We start from the raw sequence: 24,404 nt of genomic DNA, 5'->3' as shown, positions 1-24,404 counted from the left end.
CGTGTATCGGTTGTGACCCCAGTGTCGGGATATTGTCCGAATTTATTACCGGCCAATTACTCGGGGGGCTCGTAAGGGCCGCTCTGCTTCGCTTCTCCTGGCTAGTCGACGGGAGGTTGATCCGTTGCTTGAGGGGCGTTGACGAGGATCAAAAACCATCACGTGCTACCGGGCTACAGTGGTGCTAATTCATTTGGCGGGAGCCCAGCCATGCATATCGATTACTCCGCTCACCCCGAAACGCAGTCGCAGATGCTGCAGCGCCGCAATCCTGCCTACGCCGCGTTGGCCGAACAACACGACGATGCCGACCGGCGTATCGCGCGCATCGAAAACGGCATCGAGCGGCCTGATGGTGTGCCGCTTTCCGCACTCAAGCTGCGGCGCTCCGGTCTGCGCGAGGATCTGGCTCGGCAGATCCGCAAGGCCGATGGTGGATGCTGCAACTGTGGCAAGCAGTGCGGAACTCGTAAATCGACGTAGCCTTGCGTTGAGCGAAGCGATACCCAGGAAGCGATCTCGGCTTTGTCACCATCCCCGGGTATCGCTCAACCGCAGGCTACGGGTGCAGCACGAAGCGGCGCAGACCGGGTTCGGCCTCGGTGGCGTCCAGTTCTCTCACGTTCTGCGGTAGCTCGCTCAGCACCTGCTTGCAGAAGGCGCTCGCCAGTTCGTCCTGCTCGTAACAGCAGGTCAGCCAGGTGCGCCCGTCGCTTACCACCTGCTGCAACACCGCCCGCCCGATGCCCAGGCGGCGGTATTTGCGTAGAACGAACAGGTCGGCGAATTCCATCTCGGCCACGCTCGGGTCGTCGCATCGTTCGAGCAATAGAAAACCCGCGATGAAACCATCGACCAGAATCAGCAGCGCGCTCCAGCCTTCGTCCTGCCAGTAGCGCTGCAGATGCGGCTCATGAACATAAAAACGCCCGTCGATTTCAACGTCCTCCTGCTCCCAGTCCGACGACTCGTAGGCGTAGAACTGATAGAGGTTGCGGATCAGCGGTAGCTGCTCGGCGCTGGCGGGAACGAGTTCGATGGACATGGCAGGTATCTCGCGGATGAGCGGCACATTATCGGCCCCTGCGCCGGCCGCTGATAGCCTGCGTGCCGAATGTCTGTAAATTTATCCAGTTGTTCGGTATCGTTTCGGGCTTCGCTTTCCAGCAGGACGACTCTCATGGCCAAGGCCAAACGCTTGTATGGCTGCACCGAGTGCGGCGCGACCTTTCCCAAGTGGGCCGGGCAGTGCGGTGAGTGCGGTGCGTGGAACACGCTGACCGAAACCATGATCGAAGCCGGCGCGGCGGCGCCCAGCGGGCGAACGGGTTGGACGGGCGCGCAGGCTCAGCTCAAGACCCTGGCCGAAGTCAGCGTCGAGGAAATGCCGCGCTTTTCCACCGCCTCGGCGGAGCTCGACCGGGTGCTCGGTGGCGGCCTGGTGGACGGCTCTGTGGTGCTGATTGGTGGCGACCCTGGCATCGGTAAGTCGACCATCCTCCTGCAGACGTTGTGCAATGTGGCTCAGCGTTTCCCGGCGCTTTACGTCACTGGCGAGGAATCCCAGCAGCAGGTGGCGATGCGTGCCCGGCGCTTGGGGCTGCCTGAAGACAAGCTCAAGGTGATGACCGAAACCTGCATCGAAAGCATCATCGCCACCGCCCGCCAGGAAAAGCCCAAGGTGATGGTGATCGACTCGATTCAGACCATCTTCACCGAGCAGCTGCAGTCGGCACCTGGTGGTGTTGCTCAGGTGCGCGAGAGCGCGGCGCTGCTGGTGCGTTTCGCTAAACAAAGTGGGACGGCGATCTTCCTTGTCGGCCACGTCACCAAGGAAGGCTCGCTAGCCGGGCCGCGGGTGCTGGAGCACATGGTCGATACCGTGCTGTATTTCGAAGGCGACCCGGATGGCCGATTACGTCTGCTGCGGGCGGTGAAGAATCGTTTTGGCGCGATCAACGAGTTGGGCGTGTTCGGCATGACCGACAAGGGCCTCAAGGAAGTGAGCAACCCATCAGCGATCTTCCTGACCCGTGCTCAGGAAGAAGTACCGGGCAGCGTGGTCATGGCGACCTGGGAAGGCACTCGGCCGATGCTGGTGGAGGTGCAGGCGCTGGTCGACACCAGCCATATGGGCAATCCGCGCCGGGTCACCCTGGGGCTGGATCAGAATCGCCTGGCCATGCTGCTGGCGGTGCTGCACCGTCACGGCGGCATTCCTACCTATGATCAGGACGTGTTTCTCAACGTGGTCGGCGGGGTGAAGGTGCTGGAAACGGCATCCGACCTGGCGTTGATGGCGGCCGTCATATCCAGCTTGCGCAATCGGCCGTTGCCTCACGATCTGCTGGTGTTTGGCGAGGTTGGTTTATCAGGTGAGATACGGCCGGTGCCGAGTGGCCAGGAACGTCTCAAAGAGGCCGCCAAGCATGGCTTCAAGCGCGCCATCGTGCCCAAAGGCAACGCGCCGAAAGAAGCGCCGCCGGGCCTGCAGATAGTCGCCGTTACCCGTCTGGAGCAGGCGTTGGACGCGCTCTTCGAGTAAGCGCGTCCTCGGTCAGCTGCTTTGCTCAGTGTATTGGGCAGACGGCATCCGCGTATTGGCGGCGCTGCAGGCGCTGGCCGATGCGTGCCAGCCAGGCATTCGGGCGAGCCGGGCGCTGTGCCTGACGTTGCGAGGGGAAGTCGATTGCCTTGGCGATAGGGGCGCTGATCATGACGATGCCTCCGTGGGGAATGTTCCCCTGTTGGGTTCGTCTCTATCCTGCGATTCGCCCCTTCGGAGAACCTTGATCAAGGTCAATCATTGCCGGCGCACGTGCGCGACAGGACGCCGCATGGCGTTCAGTCTTCCTCGCAAAGCGCAGCCAGCTCCCGTTCGAGCAGTTGCTCATCACCCAGATTGAGCTCGACCAGACGCCGCAGATGGCTCATGGAATCAAGGTCGATGTGGTGGCACTGAAAGCCCAGTACACGCTCCTCGAGATGCACCAGCTCGACCTGCATCGCCACCTGTAGCTTGTCGTCGAGGGTGACGCGCACCAGATAATCTTCACCGGTACCGCCATCCCAGTTCCATGGGCGACGTACCAGAACGCCCTTGAACGAGATGTCGTGAAGCTCCACTTGCCAGACTCGTTCGCCCTGGACGATCTCCGCAGGGGCATCGAAGTCGATGCGCTGGAAGCGTCGGCGTTCATGGGTGTTGCTCATGGGGGCATCCTCTATTTGTTTTGTCCACTATAGCCAAGCGAGCTTATCGCCGCCGCCAATCGGTAGATCACTGTCGTATGTGGGAGTGATCGCGCATCTGCATATGATCACCGCGGTAAGCAAACATTCCGCGGTTTGTTGTCAGGTTTCCGGCGCCCATCCGTATTGGATGGCGTGCTTGACCAGATCGGCTGGCTTTTCGATATCGAGCTTGCGACGAATGTTCAGGCGGTAGGTTTCTACGGTACGCACGCTGATCTGCAGTTCTCCGGCCATGGCCTTATTGTTGAGCCCTTGCGCCATCATCAGCAGAACCTGGCGCTCGCGCGGCGTGAGTTCGCCTTCTTCGGTTTCTTCCTGAGACAGCTTCTGCGCGACATCGCCGCTGTAGAACCGACCGCCAACCGCCAGCACATCGATAGCGGAGATGATTTCCTGCGACGGCGCCTCTTTCAGCACATAACCCGATGCGCCCATGCGCAGCGAACTGCTGACGTATTCCTGGTTGTCGTACATGCTCAGAATCAGCACCTTGATGGCCGGGTGGCGCTTTTTGATGATGCCGGTCAGTTCCAGGCCGTTGATGTCCTTGAGGCCGATGTCCATCAGCAGAATGTCGGGCTGCTCACGGGCCACCAGTTCCAGTGCTTCGCTGCCACTGCCGGCTTCGCCGACGATGTCGAAGTGCTCGACCATCGACAGCAGCGTACGTATGCCGTCGCGCACCAGCACGTGGTCGTCGACGAGCGCGATACGGATCGTCTTCATAGCGGCTGATCCTGAGTAGGTGGCGTGGCGGCGGAGAGTAACAGGGCAACGTCGAGCTTGGTGCCGGATGACGTCGAGGTGACGTTGAAGTCCCCGCCGAAATGTTCGACCCGCTCGCGGATATTGCGCAGGCCGATGCCGCCGCTGTGCTGTTCGGCCTTGCGTGGGCTGAAGCCGGCACCGTCATCACTGATCCGCAGGTTTACACTTCGGCTGTTGCCCGTCAGGCTGATTGCCACCCGGCTGGCGTGGGCATGCCGTTCGATGTTGGTTAGCGCCTCCTGCAAGATCCGGAACAGCGCCACGTTCATGTCATCGCTCAGCCGGGTATCACCCAGGCTGTTGTGATAGTTCACGCTGAGCCCGCTGCGCTGCTCGAATTCGCTGGCCAGTTGGCCGATGGCCGAGGCGAGACCGAGGGTGTCGAGTAGTGATGGGTGCAAGTCGTGGGAGATGCGCCGGACTTCGCCAATCGCTCCCGCCAGGCGCTCGATTCCTTGGTGCAGTGTTTGCGCGGCGCTGGCCTTGCCGGCCTCCAGTTCGTGGCCTGCCAGTTCGAACTTGAATTTGATCGATACCAGCAACTGGCTGATGCCGTCGTGCAGCTCGCGGGACAGCCGGGATCGCTCATCTTCCTGAGAGGTGATGATGCGTTGGGTAAGTTGCTGCAGTTTGCGGTCGGCGAGGCGATGTTCGCTGACGTTGAGCGTCAGCCCACTGGCGAACACCACTAGCACGGCGATCAGGGCGACCACCGCGATGGCCAGCATGGTGGTACGAATACCGCTGCCAACGTCATGGCGAACCTGGGCGATGGCGTTGTCGACGTCCTCCAGATAGATACCGGTGCCGAGCATCCAGCCCCAACGATCGAGCAGGGTCACGTAGGCGAGCTTGTCCGCCATCTGTCCGGTGGAGGGTTTCTGCCAGCCGTAGCGCTGAAAGCCATCGCCCTGTTGGGCGCTGCGGATCAGCGCCTGGATCACCAGCAAGCCTTTGGAGTCAGTCATGTTCCACAGGTCTTTACCCACCAGAGCGCCCTGGCGCGGGTGCATCAGGCTTTTGCCGTTGCGGTCGTAGACGAAGAAGTAACCGTCGCTGCCGAAATTGATCCGAGCCAGCAGGGCAAGCACCTGACGTTTGGTTTCGTCGTCGTCGAGGCCATTCTCGTACAGCGGCTCGATGGTGCTCAGGGCCATTTCCACATAGTGCTTGAGCTCGGCCTGCTTGCTGCTAAGGATGCTGCGCTCGATGAGTTGCGCCTGCTGATTGCCCAGGCGCTGGTTTTGCACCAGTACCAGCAGGCAGACCACGGCCACTGCTAACAGCATGGGCAACAGGCTCAGGGCGACGATCTTGTGTTTGAGTTGCATCGATTCACTCCGGAGGGGAGGTTCGCCGGCGGGGTAGAGCAGGGTGCATTGATCATCCCTGGGGCTGCGGCCGGCAGAGCATACACAAAAGCTGGCGGTGACCGGTCGGTAGGCTTGGTGCCGAGCTGCGTAGTTCTACGTAGAGGGCCGTGGGTAGTTTTGCGAATTACCGGCAAGGGAACTTAGAGAGATAGTTGCTGGGCTCTGATTTGCGGGGCACAACAATAACAATGAACGCCGTGGGCCAAGGTCTGCGGCAGGAGAGGCCAAATGACCAGAATGGCTAGCCATCTCGCCTGGTTTGCCGTCGCCTTACTGGGCGCCTTCGCGCTAGGTACCGTGGCGCTGAATCGTGGTGAGTCGATCAATGCCTTGTGGATTGTCGTCGCTGCCGTGGCGATCTATCTCGTCGTCTATCGCTACTACAGCCTGTTCATCGCCACCAAGGTGATGCAACTCGACCCCAGTCGCGCGACCCCCGCCGTACTCAACAACGACGGCCTGGACTACGTTCCCACCAACAAGCACATCCTCTTCGGTCACCACTTCGCCGCCATTGCTGGCGCCGGTCCGTTGGTCGGCCCGGTGCTCGCCGCGCAAATGGGCTATCTGCCCGGCACGCTCTGGCTGATTGCCGGTGTGGTTCTGGCCGGTGCGGTGCAGGACTTCATGGTGCTGTTCATTTCCACGCGCCGTAACGGCCGCTCCTTGGGCGAGCTGGTGCGCGAGGAAATGGGCCAGGTGCCAGGCACCATCGCGCTGTTCGGCGCTTTCATGATCATGATCATCATCCTTGCGGTGCTGTCGCTGATTGTGGTCAAGGCGTTGGCGGAAAGCCCGTGGGGCATGTTCACGGTAATGGCGACCATTCCCATCGCCATGTTCATGGGCATTTACATGCGCTATATCCGGCCCGGCCGCATTGGTGAGATTTCCCTGATCGGGGTGATCCTGCTGCTCGGTTCGATCTGGCTGGGTGGCGTGATCGCTGCCGATCCTGTGTGGGGCCCGGCCTTCACCTTCACCGGTGTGCAGATCACCTGGATGCTGATCGGTTACGGCTTCGTCGCCGCGGTATTGCCGGTATGGTTGATACTGGCACCACGTGACTACCTGTCGACCTTCCTGAAAATCGGCACCATCATCGCTCTGGCTATCGGCATTCTGGTGGTCATGCCCGAGCTGAAAATGCCGGCGCTGACCCAGTTCACCGATGGCACCGGGCCGGTGTGGAAGGGCACGCTGTTCCCCTTCCTGTTCATCACCATCGCCTGCGGTGCGGTCTCCGGCTTCCACGCCCTGATCAGCTCAGGCACCACGCCCAAGCTGCTCGCCAACGAGTCCCATGCCCGTTACATCGGTTATGGCGGCATGCTGATGGAGTCCTTCGTGGCCATCATGGCGATGGTCGCCGCTTCGGTGATCGAGCCGGGTGTGTACTTCGCCATGAACAGCCCTGCGGCGCTGGTCGGCTCGGATGTGCAGTCGGTTGCCGCCGCGGTCAGCAGCTGGGGTTTCTTGATTACCCCCGAAGAGTTGGAAGCGGTCGCTCGGGATATCGGCGAGAACACCATCCTGGCGCGTGCCGGTGGTGCGCCGACCCTGGCTGTGGGGATCGCGCAGATCCTCCACAATCTGCTGCCGGGTGAGAACACCATGGCTTTCTGGTACCACTTCGCGATCCTGTTCGAGGCGCTGTTCATCCTCACCGCGGTCGATGCCGGTACCCGTGCCGGGCGCTTCATGCTGCAGGATCTGCTGGGCAATTTCGTGCCTTCGCTGAAGAAGACCGAGTCCTGGTTCGCCAACGTCATCGCCACCGCTGGCTGCGTGGCGCTGTGGGGTTGGCTGCTCTATCAAGGCGTGATCGATCCGCTGGGCGGGATCAACACCCTGTGGCCGCTGTTCGGCATCTCCAACCAGATGCTTGCCGGCATCGCGCTGATGCTCGGTACCGTGGTGCTGATCAAGATGAAGCGTGAGCGCTATGTGTGGGTGACGCTGATTCCGGCCACCTGGCTGCTGATCTGCACCACCACCGCAGGGCTGATCAAACTGCTCGATCCGAACCCGGCAGTCGGCTTCCTGGCTCTGGCCAAGAAATATCAGGCTGCTGTGGATGCCGGTCAGATCCTCGCACCGGCCAAGGATCTTGGTCAGATGCAGCACGTGATCTTCAACGCCTACACTAACGCCACGCTCACTGTGCTGTTCCTGTTCGTGGTGGTCAGTGTGCTGTTCTATGCCGTCAAAGTTGGCCGTGCCGCCTGGCGCAAGGATTCGCGCAGCGATAATGAGGCGCCGTATCAGGCCATTCCTGCCGACGCACCGGAGGTAGCCCGTGTTCAATGACCTCAGCCGCATGGGCAAGTACCTCGGCCAGGCCGCGCGGATGCTGGTGGGCATGCCTGACTACGACACCTATGTCGAGCACATGGCCAAGAAGCATCCGGACAAGCCGGTGATGAGCTACGAAGCCTTCTTCCGCGAGCGCCAGGAAGCGCGTTATGGTGGCGGCAAGGGGCGGCCTATCCGCTGCTGTTGATTCCATCTGCCGGGTTTACTGCCCGGTTCAAGAACCACACGCCACGCCTAGTCGTGGCGTGTGTCATTCAGAGGAACGTGTTTTATGTCCTTTTCCCCCATTCCGGTAACCGTGCTCAGCGGTTTTCTCGGGGCTGGTAAGACCACCCTATTGCGCCATGTGCTGAAGGCCGAGCACGGCCTGAAGATTGCGGTCATCGAAAACGAATACAGCGAAGTGCCGATCGACAGCCAGTTGCTCGGCAGCGAGCCGGTGCAGGTGATGACCTTGGCCAATGGCTGCGTCTGCTGCTCCATTCATGTCGAGCTGGAAAAGGCGCTGTTCCTGCTGCTGGAAAAGCTCGACAGCGGCGAACTGGCCTTCGACCGGCTGGTGATCGAATGCACCGGCCTCGCTGACCCAGCGCCGGTAGCGCAGACCTTCTTCGCTACGGAGGAGTTGTGCGAGCGCTACGTGCTGGATGGCATCATCACCCTGGTGGATGCCGCCAACGCCGAGCGCCACCTGCAGGAAACCATCGCCCAGGCTCAGGTCGGCTTCGCTGACCGCATCCTGCTGAGCAAGACCGATCTGGTCGATGAAGCCAGCCGTGAGGCGTTGATCGCGCGCTTGCAGCGCATCAACAGAAGGGCGCCCATCCGGGTGGTCGAGCACGGCCGCATTGACCTGGGCGAACTGCTCGACGTGCGTGGCTTCAACCTCAACGCCGATATCGCACCGAGCCTGCGCCCGGTTGCACCTAGCAAGAACAGTGACCGTATTTCCACGCTGGTGCTTACCAGCGATACGCCGCTGGATCTGGATCGGCTTTCCGGTTTCATGGAAGACCTGCTGGAAGAGCACGGCAATTCACTGCTGCGTTACAAAGGCGTGCTGAGCATTACCGAGGAAGACCGTCGCATGGTGTTCCAGGGCGTGTTGCGGCTCTATGGTTTCGATTGGGACAGCGAGTGGGGTGCTGACGAGAAGCGTGAGAGCGTGATCGTCTTCATCGGCGATAACCTGCCTGAAGAGGCGATCCGTCAGGGCTTCGCCGCGCTCAGCGCCTAGCTTTATCGCAGACAAAAAAATGCCGGTCAGCTCGCGCTGTCCGGCATCTTTTATTCCCGTGAAACCTTACTCGTCGAGGAACGAGCGCAGGTGTTCGCTACGGGTAGGGTGACGCAGCTTACGCAGGGCCTTGGCTTCGATCTGACGAATACGCTCACGGGTAACATCGAACTGCTTGCCCACTTCCTCGAGGGTGTGGTCAGTGTTCATGTCGATCCCGAAGCGCATGCGCAGCACCTTGGCTTCGCGGGCAGTCAGGCCGGAAAGCACTTCGCGAGTGGCTTCCTTGAGGCTTTCCACGGTGGCTACGTCGATCGGGGACTGCATGGTGCTGTCCTCGATGAAGTCGCCCAGGTGCGAGTCTTCGTCGTCGCCGATCGGGGTTTCCATGGAGATCGGCTCTTTGGCGATCTTCAATACCTTGCGGATCTTGTCCTCAGGCATTTCCATGCGCTCACCCAGCTCTTCCGGAGTAGGCTCGCGGCCCATCTCCTGAAGCATCTGACGGGAGATGCGGTTGAGCTTGTTGATCGTCTCGATCATGTGCACCGGAATACGGATGGTGCGTGCTTGGTCGGCGATCGAGCGAGTGATCGCCTGACGGATCCACCAGGTTGCATAGGTCGAGAACTTGTAGCCGCGACGGTATTCGAACTTGTCCACCGCCTTCATCAGGCCGATGTTGCCTTCCTGGATCAGATCGAGGAATTGCAAGCCACGGTTGGTGTACTTCTTGGCGATCGAAATCACCAGACGCAGGTTGGCTTCGACCATCTCTTTCTTCGCGCGGCGGGCTTTCGCCTCACCGATCGACATGCGACGGTTGATGTCCTTGATCTCGGCCAGCGTCAGGTCGCTTTCGGTCTGCAGGGCAATCAGCTTCTGCTGGCAGCGCTGAATGTCGGCCTGCAGGTTGCCGATGGCTTCCGCATACTTGGATTTGCCTTTGGCCAGGCCAGCAGCCCAGTCCAGATCAACTTCATTACCCGGGAACAGGCGCAAGAAGTCGGCGCGCGGCATACGTGCATCACGTACGCACAGCTGCATGATGGCGCGTTCCTGGCCACGCAGACGATCCAGCGCTTCACGTACGCGAACCACCAGGGCTTCGTACTGCTTGGGCACCAGCTTGATCGGCATGAACAGCTCGGCCAATGCCTTGAGCTCTGCGATGGCCTGTTTGCTGCTGCGGCCATGCTTCTTCAGCGCTTTCTTGGCGATTTCCAGCTGATCGGAGACTGCGGTGAAGCGGCGCAGAGCCTCTTCAGGATCCGGTCCACCGTCGCCTTCTTCTTCCTCGTCGTCGCTATCGCCGTCTTCTTCATCGTCGCCCTTTTCTTCGGCAGCGGCATCGCCGGCCGCAGGCACGGGAGCAGCAGCTTCAGCAGGAACGATGCCGTCATCCGGGTCGATGTAGCCACTGAGGACTTCGACCAAGCGGCCGCCCTCGGTGGTGACGCGGGTGTATTCGGCGAGAATGCTGTCGACGGTACCTGGGAAGTGGGCAATTGAACCCATTACTTCACGGATGCCTTCCTCGATCCGCTTGGCGATTTCGATCTCGCCTTCACGGGTCAGCAGCTCCACAGTACCCATTTCGCGCATGTACATGCGCACCGGGTCGGTGGTGCGACCGATATCGGTTTCAACCGCAGCCAACGCAGCAGCAGCTTCTTCAGCGGCGGCTTCGTCGGTGTCGGCATCGGCCAGCATCAGGGCGTCTGCATCCGGAGCACTCTCGTGTACCGGGATCCCCATGTCATTGATCATGCGGATGATGTCTTCCACCTGCTCAGGATCTGAAATATCCTCAGGCAGGTGGTCGTTGACCTCTGCGTAAGTCAGATACTTCTGCTCACGACCCAGGGTGATCAACTCTTTGATACGAGATTGCTGTTGCGCTTTTCCGGACATAACACCCTATCCACTGAAGGTCTTGGCGGGCTAAAAACAAGCCGAGGATTATACCTCAGCTCGGCGCTCAGGCGCCAGTTGGGGTCTTGCTGGGCGAGGAAAGACTGCTGTAATGCTCACGCAGCAGAGCCTTTTCCTCGTCGGTGAGTTCGCTAGGGCCTTTCTGCATGATGCTACGCAGAGCGGTTTCGCGGCGTCGTAATGACTGACTATGGACAAGTGTAGTTATGGTGTCGAAAAACTGCCGTTCAAGGTTGTCGTGATCGATTAACCATTCTTTTTCGGCCAGTACCTTGAGTAGTCGACCTTGTTCGGTGCCGTGCCAGCGGGCGATCAGTTGCAGCGAGCGCAGGCCAGGCTGCTTCTGTAGCGTACCTACCAGTGCCACCAATAATTGAGCATACGTGTCGCCTTCGGCAGCGAAGTTGCTGACATCATCGACCTTCTGTGCAAGTTCTGGATGGTGCAGCAAGCTGCGCAGAGCGCTCAGGTGGGGCGACTCGACGCTCACTACGGTGCGCGGTGGGTGGTAGTCATCACGGCCTTTCTTGCTCCACTTGCCGCCCTCTTTTTTCCAGTCGCCCTTACCCTGTTTTCTGGCTGGAAGCTCGAATGCTGGGGCAACTGGGTGCTCCTCATGGCCAGGCGCTGCGTCATAGTAGGCGCTGTCGGGGATGGCTTCGAAGTGCGGTGCAGGGCTATTGCCCTCTTGCTGAGGGGGCGCTGAAGCTTGTCGGACGGGCGGCGTGGATATCTGGCTCAGGGCGTCGCTGCTGAGGCCGGTAATCTGGGTCAGGCGTTGACGCATCAGGGCGCGCAGCGTGTTGCCGGGGATCTTTTCGATCAGCGGTGCGGCCAGCGTCACCAGGTGTGCTTTGCCTTCCAGCGAGCGTGGGTCGGCTTCTTCACTCAGTTGCTGGAAGAAATAATCAGCCAGGGGTTGGGCGTGCTGTTGAATGCGTGCGCGGAATGCATCGGTGCCCTCGCTACGTACCAGGGTGTCCGGATCTTCGCCTTCAGGCAGGAAAAGGAAGCGGGCTCGACGGCCATCCTGCAGGTTTGGCAGGGCGGCTTCCAGTGCCCGCCAGGCTGCATTGCGGCCGGCCTGGTCGCCGTCGAAGCAGAACAATACGCTTGGTACCAGGCGAAACAGGCGCTTGAGGTGTTCCTCGCTGGTGGCGGTGCCCAGGGTTGCCACGGCGTTGCGCAGGCCTTGCTGGGCAAGGGCGATGACATCCATGTAGCCCTCGACCACCATGACTTCGTCAAGATTGCGGTTGTGCTTGCGCGCCTCGTACAGGCCGTAGAGTTCCTGGCCCTTGTGGAATACCGGGGTTTCTGGCGAGTTCAGGTATTTGGGCTTGTCGTCGCCCAGTACCCGGCCGCCAAAGGCGATGACGCGGCCACGGCTGTCGTGAATGGGGAATATCACCCGATCACGGAAGCGGTCGTAGCGTTTGCCGCTGTCGGGGTTTTCCACCAGCAGGCCGGCATCGATCATTGCCTTGTGCTGCAGGCTATCGCCAGCCAGGTGCTTGAGCAGGTTGTCCCAGCCCGGAGGTGCGAAGCCAAGGCCGAAGTCCCGGGCGATCTCGCCGGACAGCCCGCGGCCTTTCAGGTAGTCGACCGCGGCGCGGCGCTGCGGATGGCTCTTCAGTGCCTGGCGGTAGAAGTCCGCGGCGGCCTTGAGCAGCGCATAGAGTGGCGAGTCGCTGGGTTGGCGGGGTTTGCCGCCGCGCCCGCCGTCCTCGCGCGGTACATCCATGCCGGCGCGTTTGGCCAGTTCCTCGACCGCCTGGGGAAACTCCATCTGGTCGTGATCCATCACGAAGCCCAGGGCGTTACCACCGGCGCCACAGCCGAAGCAGTAATAGAACTGCTTGTCGGGGCTGACGGTGAAGGAGGGCGATTTTTCCTTATGGAAAGGGCAGCAGGCGCTGTAGTTCTTACCGGTCTTCTTCAGTTGGATGCGCGAACTCACCACGTCGACGATGTCGGTGCGGTTAAGTAGGTCATCAATAAAGGATTGCGGGATCAGGCCGGCCATAGGTGCTCAGTACTGCTGCAGCGCTGTAGGGAACAATAGCGGCAAAAACGCAAAAACTCCGAACATTCGCCCGTGGGCTATGCGGAGTTTTTGGCGATAATGCCCGGCTTGCGCCGGGCATTCAGGCGTTGCGAGTACTGTATTAGTACAGGCGAACGCTGCGGCGCTGCTCGCGCTGCACTTTCTTCGCGTGACGCTTGACCGCGGCGGCGGCTTTACGCTTACGCTCGGAAGTCGGTTTTTCGTAGAATTCGCGGCTACGAACTTCGGCCAGAACACCGGCTTTTTCGCAGGAGCGCTTGAAACGACGCAGAGCTACGTCGAAGGGTTCGTTCTCTTTAACTTTGACGGCTGGCATCCAGAGCTACCTTCTTTATTACCGGAGGTTTGTGTCTTCCTGGCAATAGCACGGAAAGATCACAGGTTTTTAAGGGTTGCGGATGTTACCGCCTAGTCAGGCGGAATGCAAAGCCTCTGATCGAAAAGCACTGGTCTGTGCCGCTTGGCGACGATTATTATGCCGGCCTTTCACGCTCTGCGGTCTGTTAAATCAAGGCGAAACCATGCTGGTGCTGGGATTGGAAACTTCATGCGACGAGACCGGTGTCGCGCTCTACGACAGCGAACGCGGCCTGCTTGCAGACGCGCTGTTCAGTCAGATCGACCTGCACCGCGCCTATGGCGGCGTGGTGCCGGAGTTGGCTTCGCGCGACCACGTCAAACGCATGCTGCCGCTGATCCGCCAGGTGCTGGAGGAGGCCGGCTGCGTGGCAACCGATATCGACGCCATTGCCTACACGGCGGGCCCTGGCTTGGTCGGCGCACTGCTGGTCGGGGCGTCTTGCGCCCAGGCGTTGGCGTTTGCCTGGGATGTACCGGCCATTGGCGTACACCACATGGAAGGCCACCTGCTGGCGCCCATGCTCGAGCCTAACCCGCCGGCTTTTCCGTTCGTCGCTTTGTTGGTGTCGGGTGGGCATACCCAGCTGGTTCGGGTCGACGGAATCGGTGAATACCAGTTGCTCGGTGAGTCGCTGGATGATGCTGCCGGCGAAGCGTTCGACAAGACCGCCAAGCTGATGGGCCTGCGTTATCCCGGTGGCCCGGAGATCGCCCGGCTCGCCGAGCGCGGCACGCCCGGGCGCTTCGTGTTCCCGAAGCCGATGACCGATCGCCCTGGCCTGGATTTCAGCTTCAGTGGCTTGAAGACCTTCACCCTCAATACCTGGCAGCAATGCTGCGCCAATGGCGACGACAGCGAGCAGACCCGTTGTGACGTGGCCTTGGCGTTCCAGCAGGCAGTGGTCGAGACGCTGACCATCAAATGCCGGCGGGCGCTCAAACAGACGGGCCTCAACAGCCTGGTGATCGCCGGCGGCGTAAGCGCCAATCAGGCACTGCGCCTGTCGCTGGAAGACATGCTTGCAGCGCTGAAGGGCAAGGTCTTTTACGCCCGTCCGGCATTCTGTACCGACAACGGCGCGATGATCGCTTACGCCGGTTGTCAGCGACTGCTCGCCGGGCAACATCAGGATCTGGCGATCAGCGTACAGGCACGCTGGCCGATGGAGCAGTTACCGGCGTTGTGACTCCGCCCAGGCTGCATGAAGTTCGCTCATGGCTAGTATCTAGAAATGCCGCTCACGGCCGGCCCACAGATCGCGTAGATTGCTGCGGTGACGCCAGACGATCAGCCCGCTGAGTACGCACATCGGCAGCAGCGCGGCCGGCTGTTGCCAGGCGAGCAGGGGCAAGGTCAGCGGCGCTGCGGTCAGTGCCGCGAGGGAGCTGGTACGGGTCAGTGTGAAGGTCAACAGCCAGGTGCAGAGCGCCAGCAGCGCCGCGGGTGGATACAGGCCCAGCAGCATGCCGGCTGCGGTGGCGACGCCTTTGCCACCGCGAAAGCGGAAGTAGATCGGGTAAAGGTGCCCGACCACGGCCGCCAGCCCCAGCCAAGCCTGCTGTTGCAGCTCGAATCCAAGGTGGGCAGCAAACAGAACCGGCAGCAAACCTTTGAACAGATCGCCAATCAGCGTGAGAATGGCCAGGCGTTTGCCGGCCACCCGTAGCATATTGGTGGCGCCGGGATTGCCCGAACCACTGGCGCGCGGGTCTGCCAGGCCGGTCATGCGGCTGAGTAGGATAGCGAAGGACAGCGAGCCGAGCAGGTAGGCGAGGATCGCCAGCAACCAAAACATGGTATCCATTCCGCGCCGGGGGATGCCCGATTCTAACGAGGTACGGCGAGCTTGTCGTGCCGTGGAGAGCATGCTTGGACACAGTGTTTATCGCGGGTCTGGAAGTCGACACCGTTATCGGTGCCTACGACTGGGAGCGCACCATCCGCCAATGCCTGCAGCTGGATCTGTGGCTGGGCTGGGACAACCGTCCGGCGGCCGAAGATGATGACTTGAGCAAGGCGCTGGATTACGCCTCGGTGTCCACGCGTATCCAGGCCTTCGCCAGCGAGTCGCAGTTCATCCTCGTGGAAACCTTCGCCGAGCGTCTGGTCGCGCTGCTGATGAGCGAGTTCGGCATACCCTGGGTGCGCCTGCGCCTGACCAAACCAGGGGCTGTGCCTGCTGCCCGTGGTGGTGTTGGCGTGGAGATCGAGCGCGGATGTCGCTAACCCCGATACTGCTGGGCCTGGGCAGCAATATGGAGCGCGAAGTGCACCTGCGCGCTGGTCTCGATGCCCTGGCCGATATCATCACCGACATGCGCTGCTCGCCAGTCTTCGAAAGCCTGGCGGTTGGCATCAAGAGTGGCCCGTTCTTCAATCTGGTGATTGCTGGATATACCGAGTTACCGCTGCTCGAATTGGATCGCCGGCTGAAGTTCATCGAGGCTGATAACGGTCGCTATGCCCCGGATCGAGTCGGATTGCCACTGGATATCGACGTGCTGATGTACGACCAGCTGGTCGGCAATTTCGATGGCTTGGTGTTGCCCCGCGCAGAAATTCTCAGAAATGCGTTTGTGCTCAGGCCGCTGGCCCTGCTGGTGCCCGATGTCGAGCATCCGGGTGTAGGTCGCAGCTTCGCCCAGTTGTGGCGCGAGGCGCGGATCGAGCAGCAACTGTGGCCGGTTTCCTTCCAGTGGCGCGGTGCCGAGCTGACGCCTGCCGAGTTGCTGCCGTCGCCCTAGGGTCTGTTGCCGTTTCAACGCGAGCCGCGTTGCCGCGAGAAATCTCGCCAGGTTAGGCGGAGGACGCAGGGAATGGCGTTCCCTTTTCAAGTCCTCCAACGACACATGGCGAGATTTCCCGCGCAACCCGCAGGGCCGGGCCCGTTTTGCCGCGATGCTGCGTTTCTCGCCGGCTCATTTAGCCAGCTAAACTTCGCGGCTCGTGCCTTGCCTCGCGGTAAAACGGGCTCCGGCGCGGCCGTGCGTGAAACGGCAACAGACCCTAGGCTCCCTTGAATGTCTTCAGTGCGGCAAGGCGCTCGCGATTGAGCGCTTCGCCCAGTTCCGCGCCCTTGTAGCCGCGCTCCAGTAACGGTTGCACGGCCACTTGGCGAACCGCCTGCATGGCGTCCAGCAGGTAGGCGGCCTGCGGATATTCACGCTGTTCCAACCCATGACGGCCACGGGCATCCATCTCGCTGGCCGCGACAAAGGCTTCGAAGCGTTGCGGGCGGCGGAACACGTCAAAGCGCTGCATCAGCTCCAGTAGGGTCGATGCGCGCAATTCCAGGGCACGGTGAGCGTGGGTGTGAAACTCGCCGACCAGCTCGGCCAACTCCTGGCACTCCCGAGGCACCTTGCAGCGGCTGTTGATCGCCTTTATCAGCGGGATACCTCGGTGCTCATGGGCTATGTGTCGGGGCCAATCGGCAGGTTTGGTCAGCCCCTTACCCACGTCATGCAGCAGGCAGGCCCAGCGCACCGGCAGAGGTTGCCCGTGCTCGGCGCACTGGCGCAGCACGGCCAGCACATGAATACCGGTGTCGACCTCCGGGTGGTGTGCCGCTGGCTGAGGCACACCAAACAGGGCATCCACCTCTGGCAGCATGGCCGCCAAGGCGCCGCAATCGCGCAGCACCTGAATGAAAACATCAGGCCTCGGTTCCATCAGCGCGCGGGATATCTCCTTCCAGCTGCGCTCGGGCGTGAGAGCGTCCAACTCACCGGATTCGGCAAGCTGGCGCATCAGCGTCAGCGTCTCGGCTGCCACGCTAAAGCCTAGCGGTGCATAGCGGGCAGCGAAGCGGGCCACGCGCAGAACGCGCAGCGGATCTTCGGCAAAAGCTGGAGATACATGGCGCAGCTGTTTGGCGGCGAGGTCACGTTGCCCGCCGTACGGGTCAATAAGCTGGCCGTATTGGTCTTCGGCGATGGCGTTGATGGTCAGGTCGCGGCGGATCAGATCTTCTTCCAGAGTCACTTCAGGACTGGCGTGGAACGTGAAACCACCGTAGCCACGGCCACTCTTGCGCTCGGTGCGCGCCAGCGCATATTCCTCACCGGTTTGCGGGTGCAGAAACACCGGAAAATCTGCACCGACCGGGCGATAGCCCGCTTCCAGCATGGCCTCTGCAGTGCTGCCAACCACGACCCAGTCGATCTCGGTGACTGGCCGCCCGAGTAGGCGGTCGCGTACCGCGCCGCCGACTTTGTAGATATGCATAGGGATCTCCATCATGGGCAGAGGATAACCGCTGCGTCGGAGCCTGTCGTCGCGTAGGCATCACTGGGCCCAGGTTGGGCCCGGTGTTCAGAGGGGAGGAATGTGCAGATCCAGACGTGGCAAGTCGCCGTCCGAGGCGGCGTTCTTCGGTGGTACGTGGTGAGTATTGACGATCTGTTCACCTTGCAGCGTTTGCAGGTGAATATCGAAACCCCACAAGCGGTGCAGGTGTTTGAGCACGTCTTCGGTGGAGTTGCCCAGTGGTTTGCGATCGTGTTGGAAGTGGCGCAAGGTCAGTGAGCGATCGCCACGTCGGTCGATGTTCCATATCTGTACGTTGGGTTCGCGATTGCCCAGGTTGTACTGGGCAGCCAGGGTTTCGCGAATGACCTGGTAGCCGGGTTCATCGTGGATGGCCGGTACGCTCAATTCGTCTTTCTGGTCGTCGTCGAGAATGCTGAATAACTTGAGGTCGCGGATTACCTTGGGCGACAGGTACTGGAGGATGAAGCTCTCGTCCTTGAAGCTGGTCATGGCGAATTTCAGTGTGCTCAGCCAGTCGCTGCCGGCGATGTCGGGGAACCAGTGGCGATCCTCCTCGGTCGGCTCCTCGCAGATGCGGCGGATGTCGCGGTACATGGCAAACCCCAGGGCGTAGGGGTTGATGCCGCTGTAGTAAGGGCTGTCGAAAGACGGCTGAAGCACCACGCTGGTGTGTGATTGCAAAAACTCCATCATGAAGCCCTCGGTAACGAGGCCCTCGTCGTAGAGGTCGTTCATCAGGGTGTAGTGCCAGAACGTTGCCCAGCCTTCGTTCATGACCTGGGTCTGACGCTGCGGGTAGAAGTACTGGGCGATCTTGCGCACGATGCGGATCACTTCGCGCTGCCAGGGCTCGAGCAGCGGCGCATGTTTTTCCAGAAAATAGAGGATGTTTTCCTGAGGCTCTGCTGGAAAGCGCTTGTTGTCCTCATCGCCGGCCTTGCTGGCGCTCTTGGGGATGGTACGCCACAGGTCGTTGATCTGGCGCTGCAGGTGCTCTTCTCGATCTTTCTGACGACGGCGCTCTTCCTCGGCTGATATCGGGTAAGGGCGTTTGTAGCGATCCACGCCGTAATTCATCAGCGCATGGCAGGAGTCGATCAGATCCTCGACCGCATCGATGCCATGGCGCTCTTCGCACTGGGTGATGTACTGCTTGGCGAACACCAGGTAATCGATGATCGAACTGGCGTCCGTCCAGGTGCGGAACAGGTAATTACCCTTGAAGAAGCTGTTGTGTCCATAGCAGGCATGAGCGATCACCAGCGCCTGCATGGTGATGGTGTTTTCCTCCATCAGGTAAGCGATGCAAGGGTCGGAGTTGATGACGATTTCGTAGGCCAGGCCCATCTGCCCACGGCTGTAGGATTTCTCGGTGCTGAGAAACTGCTTGCCGTACGACCAGTGGTGATAGCCCAGCGGCATGCCCACGGAGGCATAGGCATCCATCATCTGCTCGGCGGTGATCACCTCAATCTGGTTCGGGTAGGTATCCAGTGCGTAGCGTTCGGCGAGCCGGCTGATTTCCCGGTCATAGTCGCGGATCAGCTCGAAGGTCCATTCCGAGCCAGTGGATAGAGGCTGGCGTTTCCTGCTGCTGGCGTTGCTGCTCATGTCGAAAGCCTCCGCTGGAACAGTTCGCGGAATACCGGGTAGATGTCGCCCGCCGATACCAGTTGCTGCTGGGCGAAGGTCTCGTCGAAGGCTTCGGCGACCCGTTCGTATTCGAACCACAGGGCCTGGTGTTCGCGCGGGGTGATTTCCACGTAGGTGAAGTACTGCACGAAGGGCATGATCTGCTTGATCAGGATGTCGCGGCACACCGGTGAGTCGTCGTTCCAGTTGTCGCCGTCGGAAGCCTGGGCGCCGTAGATGTTCCATTCGTTGACCGGATAACGCTCGGCCATGATCTCCTGCATCATTTTCAGGGCGCTGGATACGATGGTGCCGCCGGTTTCCCGCGAGTAGAAGAACTCTTCCTCGTCCACTTCCTTGGCGCTGGTGTGGTGGCGGATGAATACCACGTCGATCTTGTCGTAATTGCGCTTGAGGAACAGGTAGAGAAGGATGAAGAAGCGCTTGGCGACATCTTTGGTCGCCTGGGTCATGGAGCCGGATACGTCCATCAGGCAGAACATCACCGCCTTGGAGCTGGGAGTGGGGTGTTTGACCAGCAAGTTGTACTTGAGGTCGAAAGTGTCGAGAAACGGAACGCGGTGAATGCGCGCGCTGAGCCGTTCGATTTCGGCTTCCAGGAGCTGAATGTCGCCGAAGTTGTCGGGCTCTTCACGGCGCAGGCGTTCCAGCTCTGCCTTGGCTTCACGCAATTTTGCCCGGCTGCTGCCGGACAGCGCGATGCGCCTGGCATGGGCCGAGCGCAGGGTGCGGATGATGTTGATCCGCGACGGGTTGCCCTCGCTGCTGATACCGGCGCGTACGGTCTTGAAGGTCTCGGCGCCGGTCAGATGGCGTTTGACCAGATTGGGCAGCTCCAGATCCTCGAACATGAAATCGAGAAATTCTTCCTGAGTGATCTGAAAGACGAATTCATCCATGCCATCGCCGGAATTGCTGGCCTTGCCAGCACCCTGGCCGCCACCACCGCCCTGTGGCCGAGGGATGCGTTCGCCAGCGATGAAATCCTTGTTGCCGGGATGCACGACGGTCTGTTTGCCGCCCCGGCCATGGTGCAACACCGGTTCGTCGATATCGCGCCCTGGAATGCTGATCTGCTCGCCGTGTTCCATGTCGGTGATGGAGCGGCGGCTGACTGCTTCTTCCACGGCCTTCTTGATGTGATCACGGTAACGACGGATGAACCGCTGACGGTTCACCGTGCTCTTGTTCTTGCCATTCAGGCGACGGTCGATCACGTAGCTCATACAAGCCCTCCGGGCGCTACAGGCTTCAAGCCACGGGCGGCTGAGCCGCCATGGCCTGAAGCCTGAGGCCGCTTACTGCGATTTACGTACGCGCAAATACCATTCGGACAGCAGGCGAACCTGCTTCTCGGTGTAGCCGCGCTCGACCATGCGGTTGACGAAGTCGTTGTGCTTCTGCTGATCCTCTTTGCTGGCTTTGGCGTTGAAACTGATGACGGGCAGCAGATCCTCGGTGTTGGAGAACATCTTCTTCTCGATTACCACACGCAGCTTCTCGTAGCTCAGCCAGGTCGGATTCTTGCCGTTGTTGTTGGCGCGGGCGCGCAGCACGAAGTTGACGATTTCGTTGCGGAAGTCTTTTGGGTTGCTGATGCCGGCCGGTTTCTCGATCTTCTCCAGCTCCTCGTTGAGGGCTACGCGGTTGAGGATTTCACCTGTCTCCGGGTCGCGGTACTCCTGATCCTGAATCCAGAAATCGGCGTACAGCACGTAACGGTCGAAGATGTTCTGGCCATATTCGCTGTAGGACTCGAGATAGGCGGTCTGAATCTCCTTGCCGATGAATTCGATGTAGCGCGGTGCCAGGTACTCCTTGATGAAGCGAAGGTAACGCTCGCGCACTTCGCCCGGGAACTGTTCCTGCTCGATCTGCTGTTCCAGCACGTAGAGCAGATGCACCGGGTTGGCGGCGATTTCATGGGGGTCGAAGTTGAACACCTTGGAGAGAATCTTGAAGGCGAAGCGGGTCGACAGACCATTCATGCCTTCATCGACGCCAGCGGCATCGCGGTATTCCTGAATCGATTTGGCCTTGGGGTCGGTGTCTTTGAGGTTCTCGCCGTCGTAGACGCGCATCTTCGAGTAGATATTGGAGTTGTCCGGTTCCTTGAGGCGCGACAGGGTAGAGAACTGGGCGAGCATCTTCAGGGTGTCAGGCGCGCAGTGGGCGTTGGCCAGCGAGCTGCTGATCAACAGCTTGTCGTAGATCTTGATCTCGTCGTTGACGCGCAGGCAGTAGGGCACCTTGACGATGTAGATACGGTCGATGAACGCTTCGTTGTTCTTGTTGTTGCGGAAGGTGTGCCATTCCGATTCGTTGGAGTGGGCCAGCAGGATGCCGTTATAGGGAATAGCCCCCAAACCTTCGGTGCTGTTGTAGTTGCCTTCCTGGGTAGCAGTGAGCAGTGGATGCAGCACCTTGATCGGCGCCTTGAACATCTCGACGAACTCCATCAGGCCCTGGTTTGCCCGGCACAGTGCGCCCGAGTAGCTGTAGGCATCGGCATCGTTCTGCGGGTATTCCTCAAGCTTGCGAATGTCCACCTTGCCGACAAGGGCGGAGATATCCTGGTTGTTCTCGTCGCCGGGTTCGGTCTTGGCAATGGCGATCTGGTTGAGAATCGAGGGGTAGAGCTTGACCACGCGGAACTGGCTGATATCGCCACCGAATTCGGCCAGACGCTTGCTGGCCCAAGGCGACATGATGCTGCCCAGATAGCGTCGTTCAATGCCGTAATCCTCTTCGAGGATTGCGGCGTCCTCGTCTGCATTGAACAGTCCTAGCGGAGATTCGAATACCGGTGAGCCTTTGATGGCGTAGAAGGGCACCTTCTCCATCAGTTGCTTGAGTTTCTCTGCCAGGGACGATTTACCGCCGCCAACGGGGCCCAGCAGATAGAGGATCTGTTTCTTTTCCTCTAGGCCCTGAGCCGCATGGCGGAAGTAGGAAACGATCTGCTCGATGCACTCTTCCATGCCATGGAAGTCGGCGAAGGCGGGGTAGCGGCGGATTACCTTGTTGGAAAATATGCGTGATAAACGCGAGTTGTGCGACGTATCGAGCAGCTCCGGCTCGCCGATTGCCATCAGCAGGCGTTCGGAAGCACTGGCGTAGGTGCTGCGATCCTGTTTGCACAGTTCGAGGTACTCTTGCAGCGAGTACTCTTCCTGGCGGGTCGCCTCGAATCGTTGCTGGAAGTGACTGAAAATGCTCATGACTTCACCTCGCTCGATGCTTGGAGCCGGCCGGGATCGGTCGAGCGGGTGCATGCAGACTCGGTGCTTGCGCTACCGAGATGAATCCCCCGAGCACCCCGCAGTTAGTCAGAACCTCGTGGTCGGCCTGTCCGTGGCGTGGCAGGTCAAGGACAGCCGCCGAGCTATTACCCGCCCGGCGTATCGGCTGCCTTCTCCCGCCATGACCATTCGTTGCATGGCCTGACTGTCTGCTGAAGGTGGTTACCGATGGCCCGTTCGGCCGGTTGGCCGGCTACCTGAATTGGGATGGCCTAAGGTAAGGATAGTTCGGAATCGACAAGGTCAAGGCGCAATCGCGGGCAGTAGTGCTGTTGCAGCACTCTGGGGGGAGCCGAGCCCAGTGCTGACGCGGGCCCGGCAGATGAAAAATTTTATTCCGCCGGGCTGGATGCGGTTTCCTGTGGGTAAGTGTTGCGCCAGAGTTCGAAGCCGCCGTCGAGGCTGTAAACGTCAGAGAATCCTTGCCCGATCAGGTAGGCGGCTGCGCTCTGGCTGGAGTTGCCGTGGTAGCAGGCGACGATCACTGGCCCATCGAGATCGGCCTTGGCGATGAAATCGGCCAAGGAGTAGTTGTCCAGGTGCTGCGAGCCGCTGATATGCCCGGCAGCGAAACTTTGCGGGTCACGGATGTCGACCACTACCGCACCATTCTCACGCAGGGCCTTGGCCTGCTCCGGGGGGATGCGTTTGAACTCGCTCATGCTGTTTCCTCGCTACAGTCGCAGCGATGGTATTCGCCGCTATCGATATTCATCAGGGTCAAACTACCCCCCCACACACAGCCCGAGTCCAGGGCAAATACTCCAGGTTCATCGCAGTGTCCCTCCAGGGAGGCCCAGTGGCCGAATACGATCTTATGGCCACGGGTTTTGCGCTGTTTGTGGCTGAACCAGGGAAGGTAGCCGGCGGGCGCGGTGCCGAGGCCTTCCTTGCTTTTCAGATCCAGGGTGCCGTCCGCCTTGCAGAAACGCATGCGGGTGAAGTAGTTGGTGATCACCCGCAGCCGCGTCACACCTTGCAGCTCCTTGTTCCAGCGCGCGGGTTCGTTGCCGTACATGCCATCGAGGAACATTGGGTAAAGGGCGTCGTCACGCAGGGCGTTCTCGACTTCTTCAGAGCGCCTGAGCGCCTTGGCCATGTTCCACTGCGGGGGAATGCCAGCATGCACTAGAGCTATATCGCGCTGCTCATCGTAATGCAGCAGCTTCTGTTTGCGCAGCCAGTCGAGTAAATCGTCGCGATCGGCTGCCTCGAGAATTTCCCGTAAGGTGTCGCCACGCTTGAGCCGTTCAATATTGCGTGATGCGGCCAGCAGGTGCAGGTCGTGATTGCCCAGTACACAGACCAGCGAATCACGCATTCGGTACAGAAACCGTAAGGTTTCCAGCGATTCGGGCCCGCGATTGACCAGGTCGCCGACCAGCCACAGCCGGTCCCGCTGGGGGTCGAAGGCGACACGCTCCAGTAAGCATTGCAGCGGCTTCAGGCATCCTTGTAGATCACCAACGGCATAGGTTGCCATCAGTGCAGGGCACCCGGCACTGCAAGGCGGAAGGGGGCGATGAGGGCATCGAAACGCTTGCCGTCATTGGCGATCATTTGGTAACTGCCCTGCATGGTGCCAACCTGGGTCGCCATCAATGTACCGCTGCTATAGCTGTGGCTGGTGCCAGGCTCGATCAGTGGTTGCTCACCAATCACGCCCGCGCCGCGTACTTCCTGCACCTGGCCATTGCCATCGGTGATCAGCCAGTGGCGCGACAATAGTTGCGCTGACAGTTCGCCGTTGTTGGCGATGGTCACGTCGTAAGCAAAAGCGAAGCGATTCTGCTGCGGCTGTGACTGCTCCGGCAGGTAACGGGTGATGATGCTGACGTCGATCTGGTAGCGAGAGTCGGACATG

The 24,404-nt window shown here is 60.4% G+C and carries 24 protein-coding genes; 8 read left to right on the top strand and 16 right to left on the bottom strand.

All coding sequences use genetic code 11. The features are described 5' to 3' along the window. Positions 1-210 precede the first annotated feature (210 nt). Positions 211-483, top strand: a complete 273-nt coding sequence (locus ACZ3GY_RS16580; RefSeq protein WP_465911138.1) for a DUF465 domain-containing protein — start codon at positions 211-213, stop codon at positions 481-483. 76 nt (positions 484-559) lie between these two features. Here ACZ3GY_RS16580 and ACZ3GY_RS16575 read toward each other — a convergent pair whose 3' ends face one another. Beyond that, the gene (locus ACZ3GY_RS16575) at positions 560-1,045 is read right to left on the bottom strand and encodes a GNAT family N-acetyltransferase (RefSeq protein ID WP_465911137.1); all 486 of its coding nucleotides are present in this window, start codon (positions 1,043-1,045) and stop codon (positions 560-562) included. Between the two features lie 135 nt (positions 1,046-1,180). Between ACZ3GY_RS16575 and radA the strand changes: the two genes are divergently transcribed. Further along, positions 1,181-2,545 (top strand): DNA repair protein RadA, encoded by a 1,365-nt coding sequence (gene radA, locus ACZ3GY_RS16570; RefSeq protein WP_463562455.1) that lies wholly within the window; start codon positions 1,181-1,183, stop codon positions 2,543-2,545. A gap of 25 nt (positions 2,546-2,570) precedes the next feature. Here the strand turns inward: radA and ACZ3GY_RS16565 are convergent, their stop codons facing one another. From ACZ3GY_RS16565 to ACZ3GY_RS16550, 4 genes are all read right to left on the bottom strand, one after another. Then, positions 2,571-2,717: a hypothetical protein gene (locus tag ACZ3GY_RS16565; RefSeq protein WP_465911136.1), complete on the bottom strand. Its 147-nt coding sequence runs from the start codon at positions 2,715-2,717 to the stop codon at positions 2,571-2,573. 127 nt (positions 2,718-2,844) lie between these two features. Continuing rightward, on the bottom strand, positions 2,845-3,213 hold the full coding sequence (locus ACZ3GY_RS16560) for a PilZ domain-containing protein (RefSeq protein ID WP_463562453.1): 369 nt from the start codon (positions 3,211-3,213) through the stop codon (positions 2,845-2,847). Positions 3,214-3,354: 141 nt separating this feature from the next. Next, positions 3,355-3,981, bottom strand: a complete 627-nt coding sequence (locus ACZ3GY_RS16555; protein ID WP_463562452.1) for a response regulator — start codon at positions 3,979-3,981, stop codon at positions 3,355-3,357. Then, positions 3,978-5,354: a cache domain-containing protein gene (locus ACZ3GY_RS16550; RefSeq protein WP_465911134.1), complete on the bottom strand. Its 1,377-nt coding sequence runs from the start codon at positions 5,352-5,354 to the stop codon at positions 3,978-3,980. The genes ACZ3GY_RS16555 and ACZ3GY_RS16550 overlap by 4 nt, the downstream gene beginning before the upstream one ends. A 270-nt stretch (positions 5,355-5,624) precedes the next feature. On the opposite strand from ACZ3GY_RS16550, the gene ACZ3GY_RS16545 reads away from it, so the two are divergent. The 3 genes from ACZ3GY_RS16545 (at position 5,625) to yjiA (ending at position 8,949) form a co-directional block, all read left to right on the top strand. Then, positions 5,625-7,706, top strand: a complete 2,082-nt coding sequence (locus ACZ3GY_RS16545; RefSeq protein WP_465911132.1) for a carbon starvation CstA family protein — start codon at positions 5,625-5,627, stop codon at positions 7,704-7,706. Beyond that, positions 7,696-7,899, top strand: coding sequence for a YbdD/YjiX family protein (locus ACZ3GY_RS16540; RefSeq protein ID WP_042556574.1), 204 nt, complete (start codon positions 7,696-7,698; stop codon positions 7,897-7,899). The genes ACZ3GY_RS16545 and ACZ3GY_RS16540 overlap by 11 nt, the downstream gene beginning before the upstream one ends. An 84-nt stretch (positions 7,900-7,983) precedes the next feature. Continuing rightward, entirely contained in the window at positions 7,984-8,949 is a 966-nt protein-coding gene (gene yjiA / locus ACZ3GY_RS16535; protein WP_465911131.1) for a GTPase, read from the top strand. A 66-nt stretch (positions 8,950-9,015) separates the two neighbouring features. Here the strand turns inward: yjiA and rpoD are convergent, their stop codons facing one another. The 3 genes from rpoD to rpsU all read right to left on the bottom strand — a co-directional run bounded on the left by rpoD (position 9,016) and on the right by rpsU (position 13,268). After that, positions 9,016-10,863, bottom strand: coding sequence for an RNA polymerase sigma factor RpoD (gene rpoD, locus ACZ3GY_RS16530; protein ID WP_463566151.1), 1,848 nt, complete (start codon positions 10,861-10,863; stop codon positions 9,016-9,018). Between the two features lie 67 nt (positions 10,864-10,930). Next, a complete protein-coding gene (gene dnaG, locus ACZ3GY_RS16525) occupies positions 10,931-12,910 on the bottom strand; it encodes a DNA primase (protein WP_465911130.1) in 1,980 nt (659 codons plus the stop codon). Between the two features lie 142 nt (positions 12,911-13,052). Beyond that, positions 13,053-13,268, bottom strand: coding sequence for a 30S ribosomal protein S21 (gene rpsU / locus ACZ3GY_RS16520; RefSeq protein ID WP_003296736.1), 216 nt, complete (start codon positions 13,266-13,268; stop codon positions 13,053-13,055). A 205-nt stretch (positions 13,269-13,473) separates the two neighbouring features. Here rpsU and tsaD point away from each other — a divergent pair, with 205 nt between their 5' ends. Continuing rightward, positions 13,474-14,499 (top strand): tRNA (adenosine(37)-N6)-threonylcarbamoyltransferase complex transferase subunit TsaD, encoded by a 1,026-nt coding sequence (tsaD, locus tag ACZ3GY_RS16515; protein WP_225838000.1) that lies wholly within the window; start codon positions 13,474-13,476, stop codon positions 14,497-14,499. A 39-nt stretch (positions 14,500-14,538) separates the two neighbouring features. Here tsaD and plsY read toward each other — a convergent pair whose 3' ends face one another. Next, entirely contained in the window at positions 14,539-15,108 is a 570-nt protein-coding gene (gene plsY / locus ACZ3GY_RS16510; RefSeq protein ID WP_463565941.1) for a glycerol-3-phosphate 1-O-acyltransferase PlsY, read from the bottom strand. A gap of 74 nt (positions 15,109-15,182) precedes the next feature. On the opposite strand from plsY, the gene folB reads away from it, so the two are divergent. Both folB and folK read left to right on the top strand, forming a co-directional pair. Beyond that, a complete protein-coding gene (gene folB, locus ACZ3GY_RS16505; protein ID WP_465911126.1) occupies positions 15,183-15,539 on the top strand; it encodes a dihydroneopterin aldolase in 357 nt (118 codons plus the stop codon). Beyond that, positions 15,530-16,057, top strand: coding sequence for a 2-amino-4-hydroxy-6-hydroxymethyldihydropteridine diphosphokinase (gene folK, locus ACZ3GY_RS16500; protein WP_465911124.1), 528 nt, complete (start codon positions 15,530-15,532; stop codon positions 16,055-16,057). The genes folB and folK overlap by 10 nt, the downstream gene beginning before the upstream one ends. A gap of 262 nt (positions 16,058-16,319) precedes the next feature. On the opposite strand, the gene ACZ3GY_RS16495 is transcribed toward folK, so the two are convergent. From ACZ3GY_RS16495 to apaG, 7 genes are all read right to left on the bottom strand, one after another. After that, positions 16,320-17,540: a multifunctional CCA addition/repair protein gene (locus ACZ3GY_RS16495; protein ID WP_465911123.1), complete on the bottom strand. Its 1,221-nt coding sequence runs from the start codon at positions 17,538-17,540 to the stop codon at positions 16,320-16,322. 87 nt (positions 17,541-17,627) lie between these two features. Beyond that, positions 17,628-19,196, bottom strand: coding sequence for a SpoVR family protein (locus ACZ3GY_RS16490; RefSeq protein WP_465911122.1), 1,569 nt, complete (start codon positions 19,194-19,196; stop codon positions 17,628-17,630). Continuing rightward, positions 19,193-20,464: a YeaH/YhbH family protein gene (locus ACZ3GY_RS16485; protein WP_465911121.1), complete on the bottom strand. Its 1,272-nt coding sequence runs from the start codon at positions 20,462-20,464 to the stop codon at positions 19,193-19,195. Before ACZ3GY_RS16485 ends, ACZ3GY_RS16490 begins: the two co-directional genes overlap by 4 nt. A gap of 72 nt (positions 20,465-20,536) precedes the next feature. Continuing rightward, positions 20,537-22,459, bottom strand: coding sequence for a PrkA family serine protein kinase (locus ACZ3GY_RS16480; protein ID WP_463562443.1), 1,923 nt, complete (start codon positions 22,457-22,459; stop codon positions 20,537-20,539). A 413-nt stretch (positions 22,460-22,872) separates the two neighbouring features. Next, positions 22,873-23,202, bottom strand: coding sequence for a thiosulfate sulfurtransferase GlpE (gene glpE / locus ACZ3GY_RS16475; RefSeq protein ID WP_463562442.1), 330 nt, complete (start codon positions 23,200-23,202; stop codon positions 22,873-22,875). Further along, positions 23,199-24,023: a symmetrical bis(5'-nucleosyl)-tetraphosphatase gene (locus ACZ3GY_RS16470; protein WP_463562441.1), complete on the bottom strand. Its 825-nt coding sequence runs from the start codon at positions 24,021-24,023 to the stop codon at positions 23,199-23,201. Before ACZ3GY_RS16470 ends, glpE begins: the two co-directional genes overlap by 4 nt. Beyond that, a complete protein-coding gene (gene apaG, locus ACZ3GY_RS16465) occupies positions 24,023-24,403 on the bottom strand; it encodes a Co2+/Mg2+ efflux facilitator ApaG/CorD (RefSeq protein WP_465911118.1) in 381 nt (126 codons plus the stop codon). Before apaG ends, ACZ3GY_RS16470 begins: the two co-directional genes overlap by 1 nt. Between the last annotated feature and the right edge of the window lies 1 nt (position 24,404).

This window comes from Pseudomonas sp. PME37.24/006 (genome assembly GCF_055556635.1).
This window is presented reverse-complemented; position numbering and strand designations above follow the sequence as displayed.

What these genes read in the sequence shown, in the direction of transcription:
- ACZ3GY_RS16580 (WP_465911138.1), top strand. Translation starts at nt 211, where the DNA reads ATGCATATCGATTACTCCGCTCACCCCGAAACGCAGTCGCAGATGCTG.
- ACZ3GY_RS16575 (WP_465911137.1), bottom strand. Translation starts at nt 1,045, where the DNA reads ATGTCCATCGAACTCGTTCCCGCCAGCGCCGAGCAGCTACCGCTGATC.
- radA (WP_463562455.1), top strand. Translation starts at nt 1,181, where the DNA reads ATGGCCAAGGCCAAACGCTTGTATGGCTGCACCGAGTGCGGCGCGACC.
- ACZ3GY_RS16565 (WP_465911136.1), bottom strand. Translation starts at nt 2,717, where the DNA reads ATGATCAGCGCCCCTATCGCCAAGGCAATCGACTTCCCCTCGCAACGT.
- ACZ3GY_RS16560 (WP_463562453.1), bottom strand. Translation starts at nt 3,213, where the DNA reads ATGAGCAACACCCATGAACGCCGACGCTTCCAGCGCATCGACTTCGAT.
- ACZ3GY_RS16555 (WP_463562452.1), bottom strand. Translation starts at nt 3,981, where the DNA reads ATGAAGACGATCCGTATCGCGCTCGTCGACGACCACGTGCTGGTGCGC.
- ACZ3GY_RS16550 (WP_465911134.1), bottom strand. Translation starts at nt 5,354, where the DNA reads ATGCAACTCAAACACAAGATCGTCGCCCTGAGCCTGTTGCCCATGCTG.
- ACZ3GY_RS16545 (WP_465911132.1), top strand. Translation starts at nt 5,625, where the DNA reads ATGACCAGAATGGCTAGCCATCTCGCCTGGTTTGCCGTCGCCTTACTG.
- yjiA (WP_465911131.1), top strand. Translation starts at nt 7,984, where the DNA reads ATGTCCTTTTCCCCCATTCCGGTAACCGTGCTCAGCGGTTTTCTCGGG.
- rpoD (WP_463566151.1), bottom strand. Translation starts at nt 10,863, where the DNA reads ATGTCCGGAAAAGCGCAACAGCAATCTCGTATCAAAGAGTTGATCACC.
- dnaG (WP_465911130.1), bottom strand. Translation starts at nt 12,910, where the DNA reads ATGGCCGGCCTGATCCCGCAATCCTTTATTGATGACCTACTTAACCGC.
- rpsU (WP_003296736.1), bottom strand. Translation starts at nt 13,268, where the DNA reads ATGCCAGCCGTCAAAGTTAAAGAGAACGAACCCTTCGACGTAGCTCTG.
- tsaD (WP_225838000.1), top strand. Translation starts at nt 13,474, where the DNA reads ATGCTGGTGCTGGGATTGGAAACTTCATGCGACGAGACCGGTGTCGCG.
- plsY (WP_463565941.1), bottom strand. Translation starts at nt 15,108, where the DNA reads ATGTTTTGGTTGCTGGCGATCCTCGCCTACCTGCTCGGCTCGCTGTCC.
- folK (WP_465911124.1), top strand. Translation starts at nt 15,530, where the DNA reads ATGTCGCTAACCCCGATACTGCTGGGCCTGGGCAGCAATATGGAGCGC.
- ACZ3GY_RS16495 (WP_465911123.1), bottom strand. Translation starts at nt 17,540, where the DNA reads ATGCATATCTACAAAGTCGGCGGCGCGGTACGCGACCGCCTACTCGGG.
- ACZ3GY_RS16490 (WP_465911122.1), bottom strand. Translation starts at nt 19,196, where the DNA reads ATGAGCAGCAACGCCAGCAGCAGGAAACGCCAGCCTCTATCCACTGGC.
- ACZ3GY_RS16485 (WP_465911121.1), bottom strand. Translation starts at nt 20,464, where the DNA reads ATGAGCTACGTGATCGACCGTCGCCTGAATGGCAAGAACAAGAGCACG.
- ACZ3GY_RS16480 (WP_463562443.1), bottom strand. Translation starts at nt 22,459, where the DNA reads ATGAGCATTTTCAGTCACTTCCAGCAACGATTCGAGGCGACCCGCCAG.
- glpE (WP_463562442.1), bottom strand. Translation starts at nt 23,202, where the DNA reads ATGAGCGAGTTCAAACGCATCCCCCCGGAGCAGGCCAAGGCCCTGCGT.
- ACZ3GY_RS16470 (WP_463562441.1), bottom strand. Translation starts at nt 24,023, where the DNA reads ATGGCAACCTATGCCGTTGGTGATCTACAAGGATGCCTGAAGCCGCTG.
- apaG (WP_465911118.1), bottom strand. Translation starts at nt 24,403, where the DNA reads ATGTCCGACTCTCGCTACCAGATCGACGTCAGCATCATCACCCGTTAC.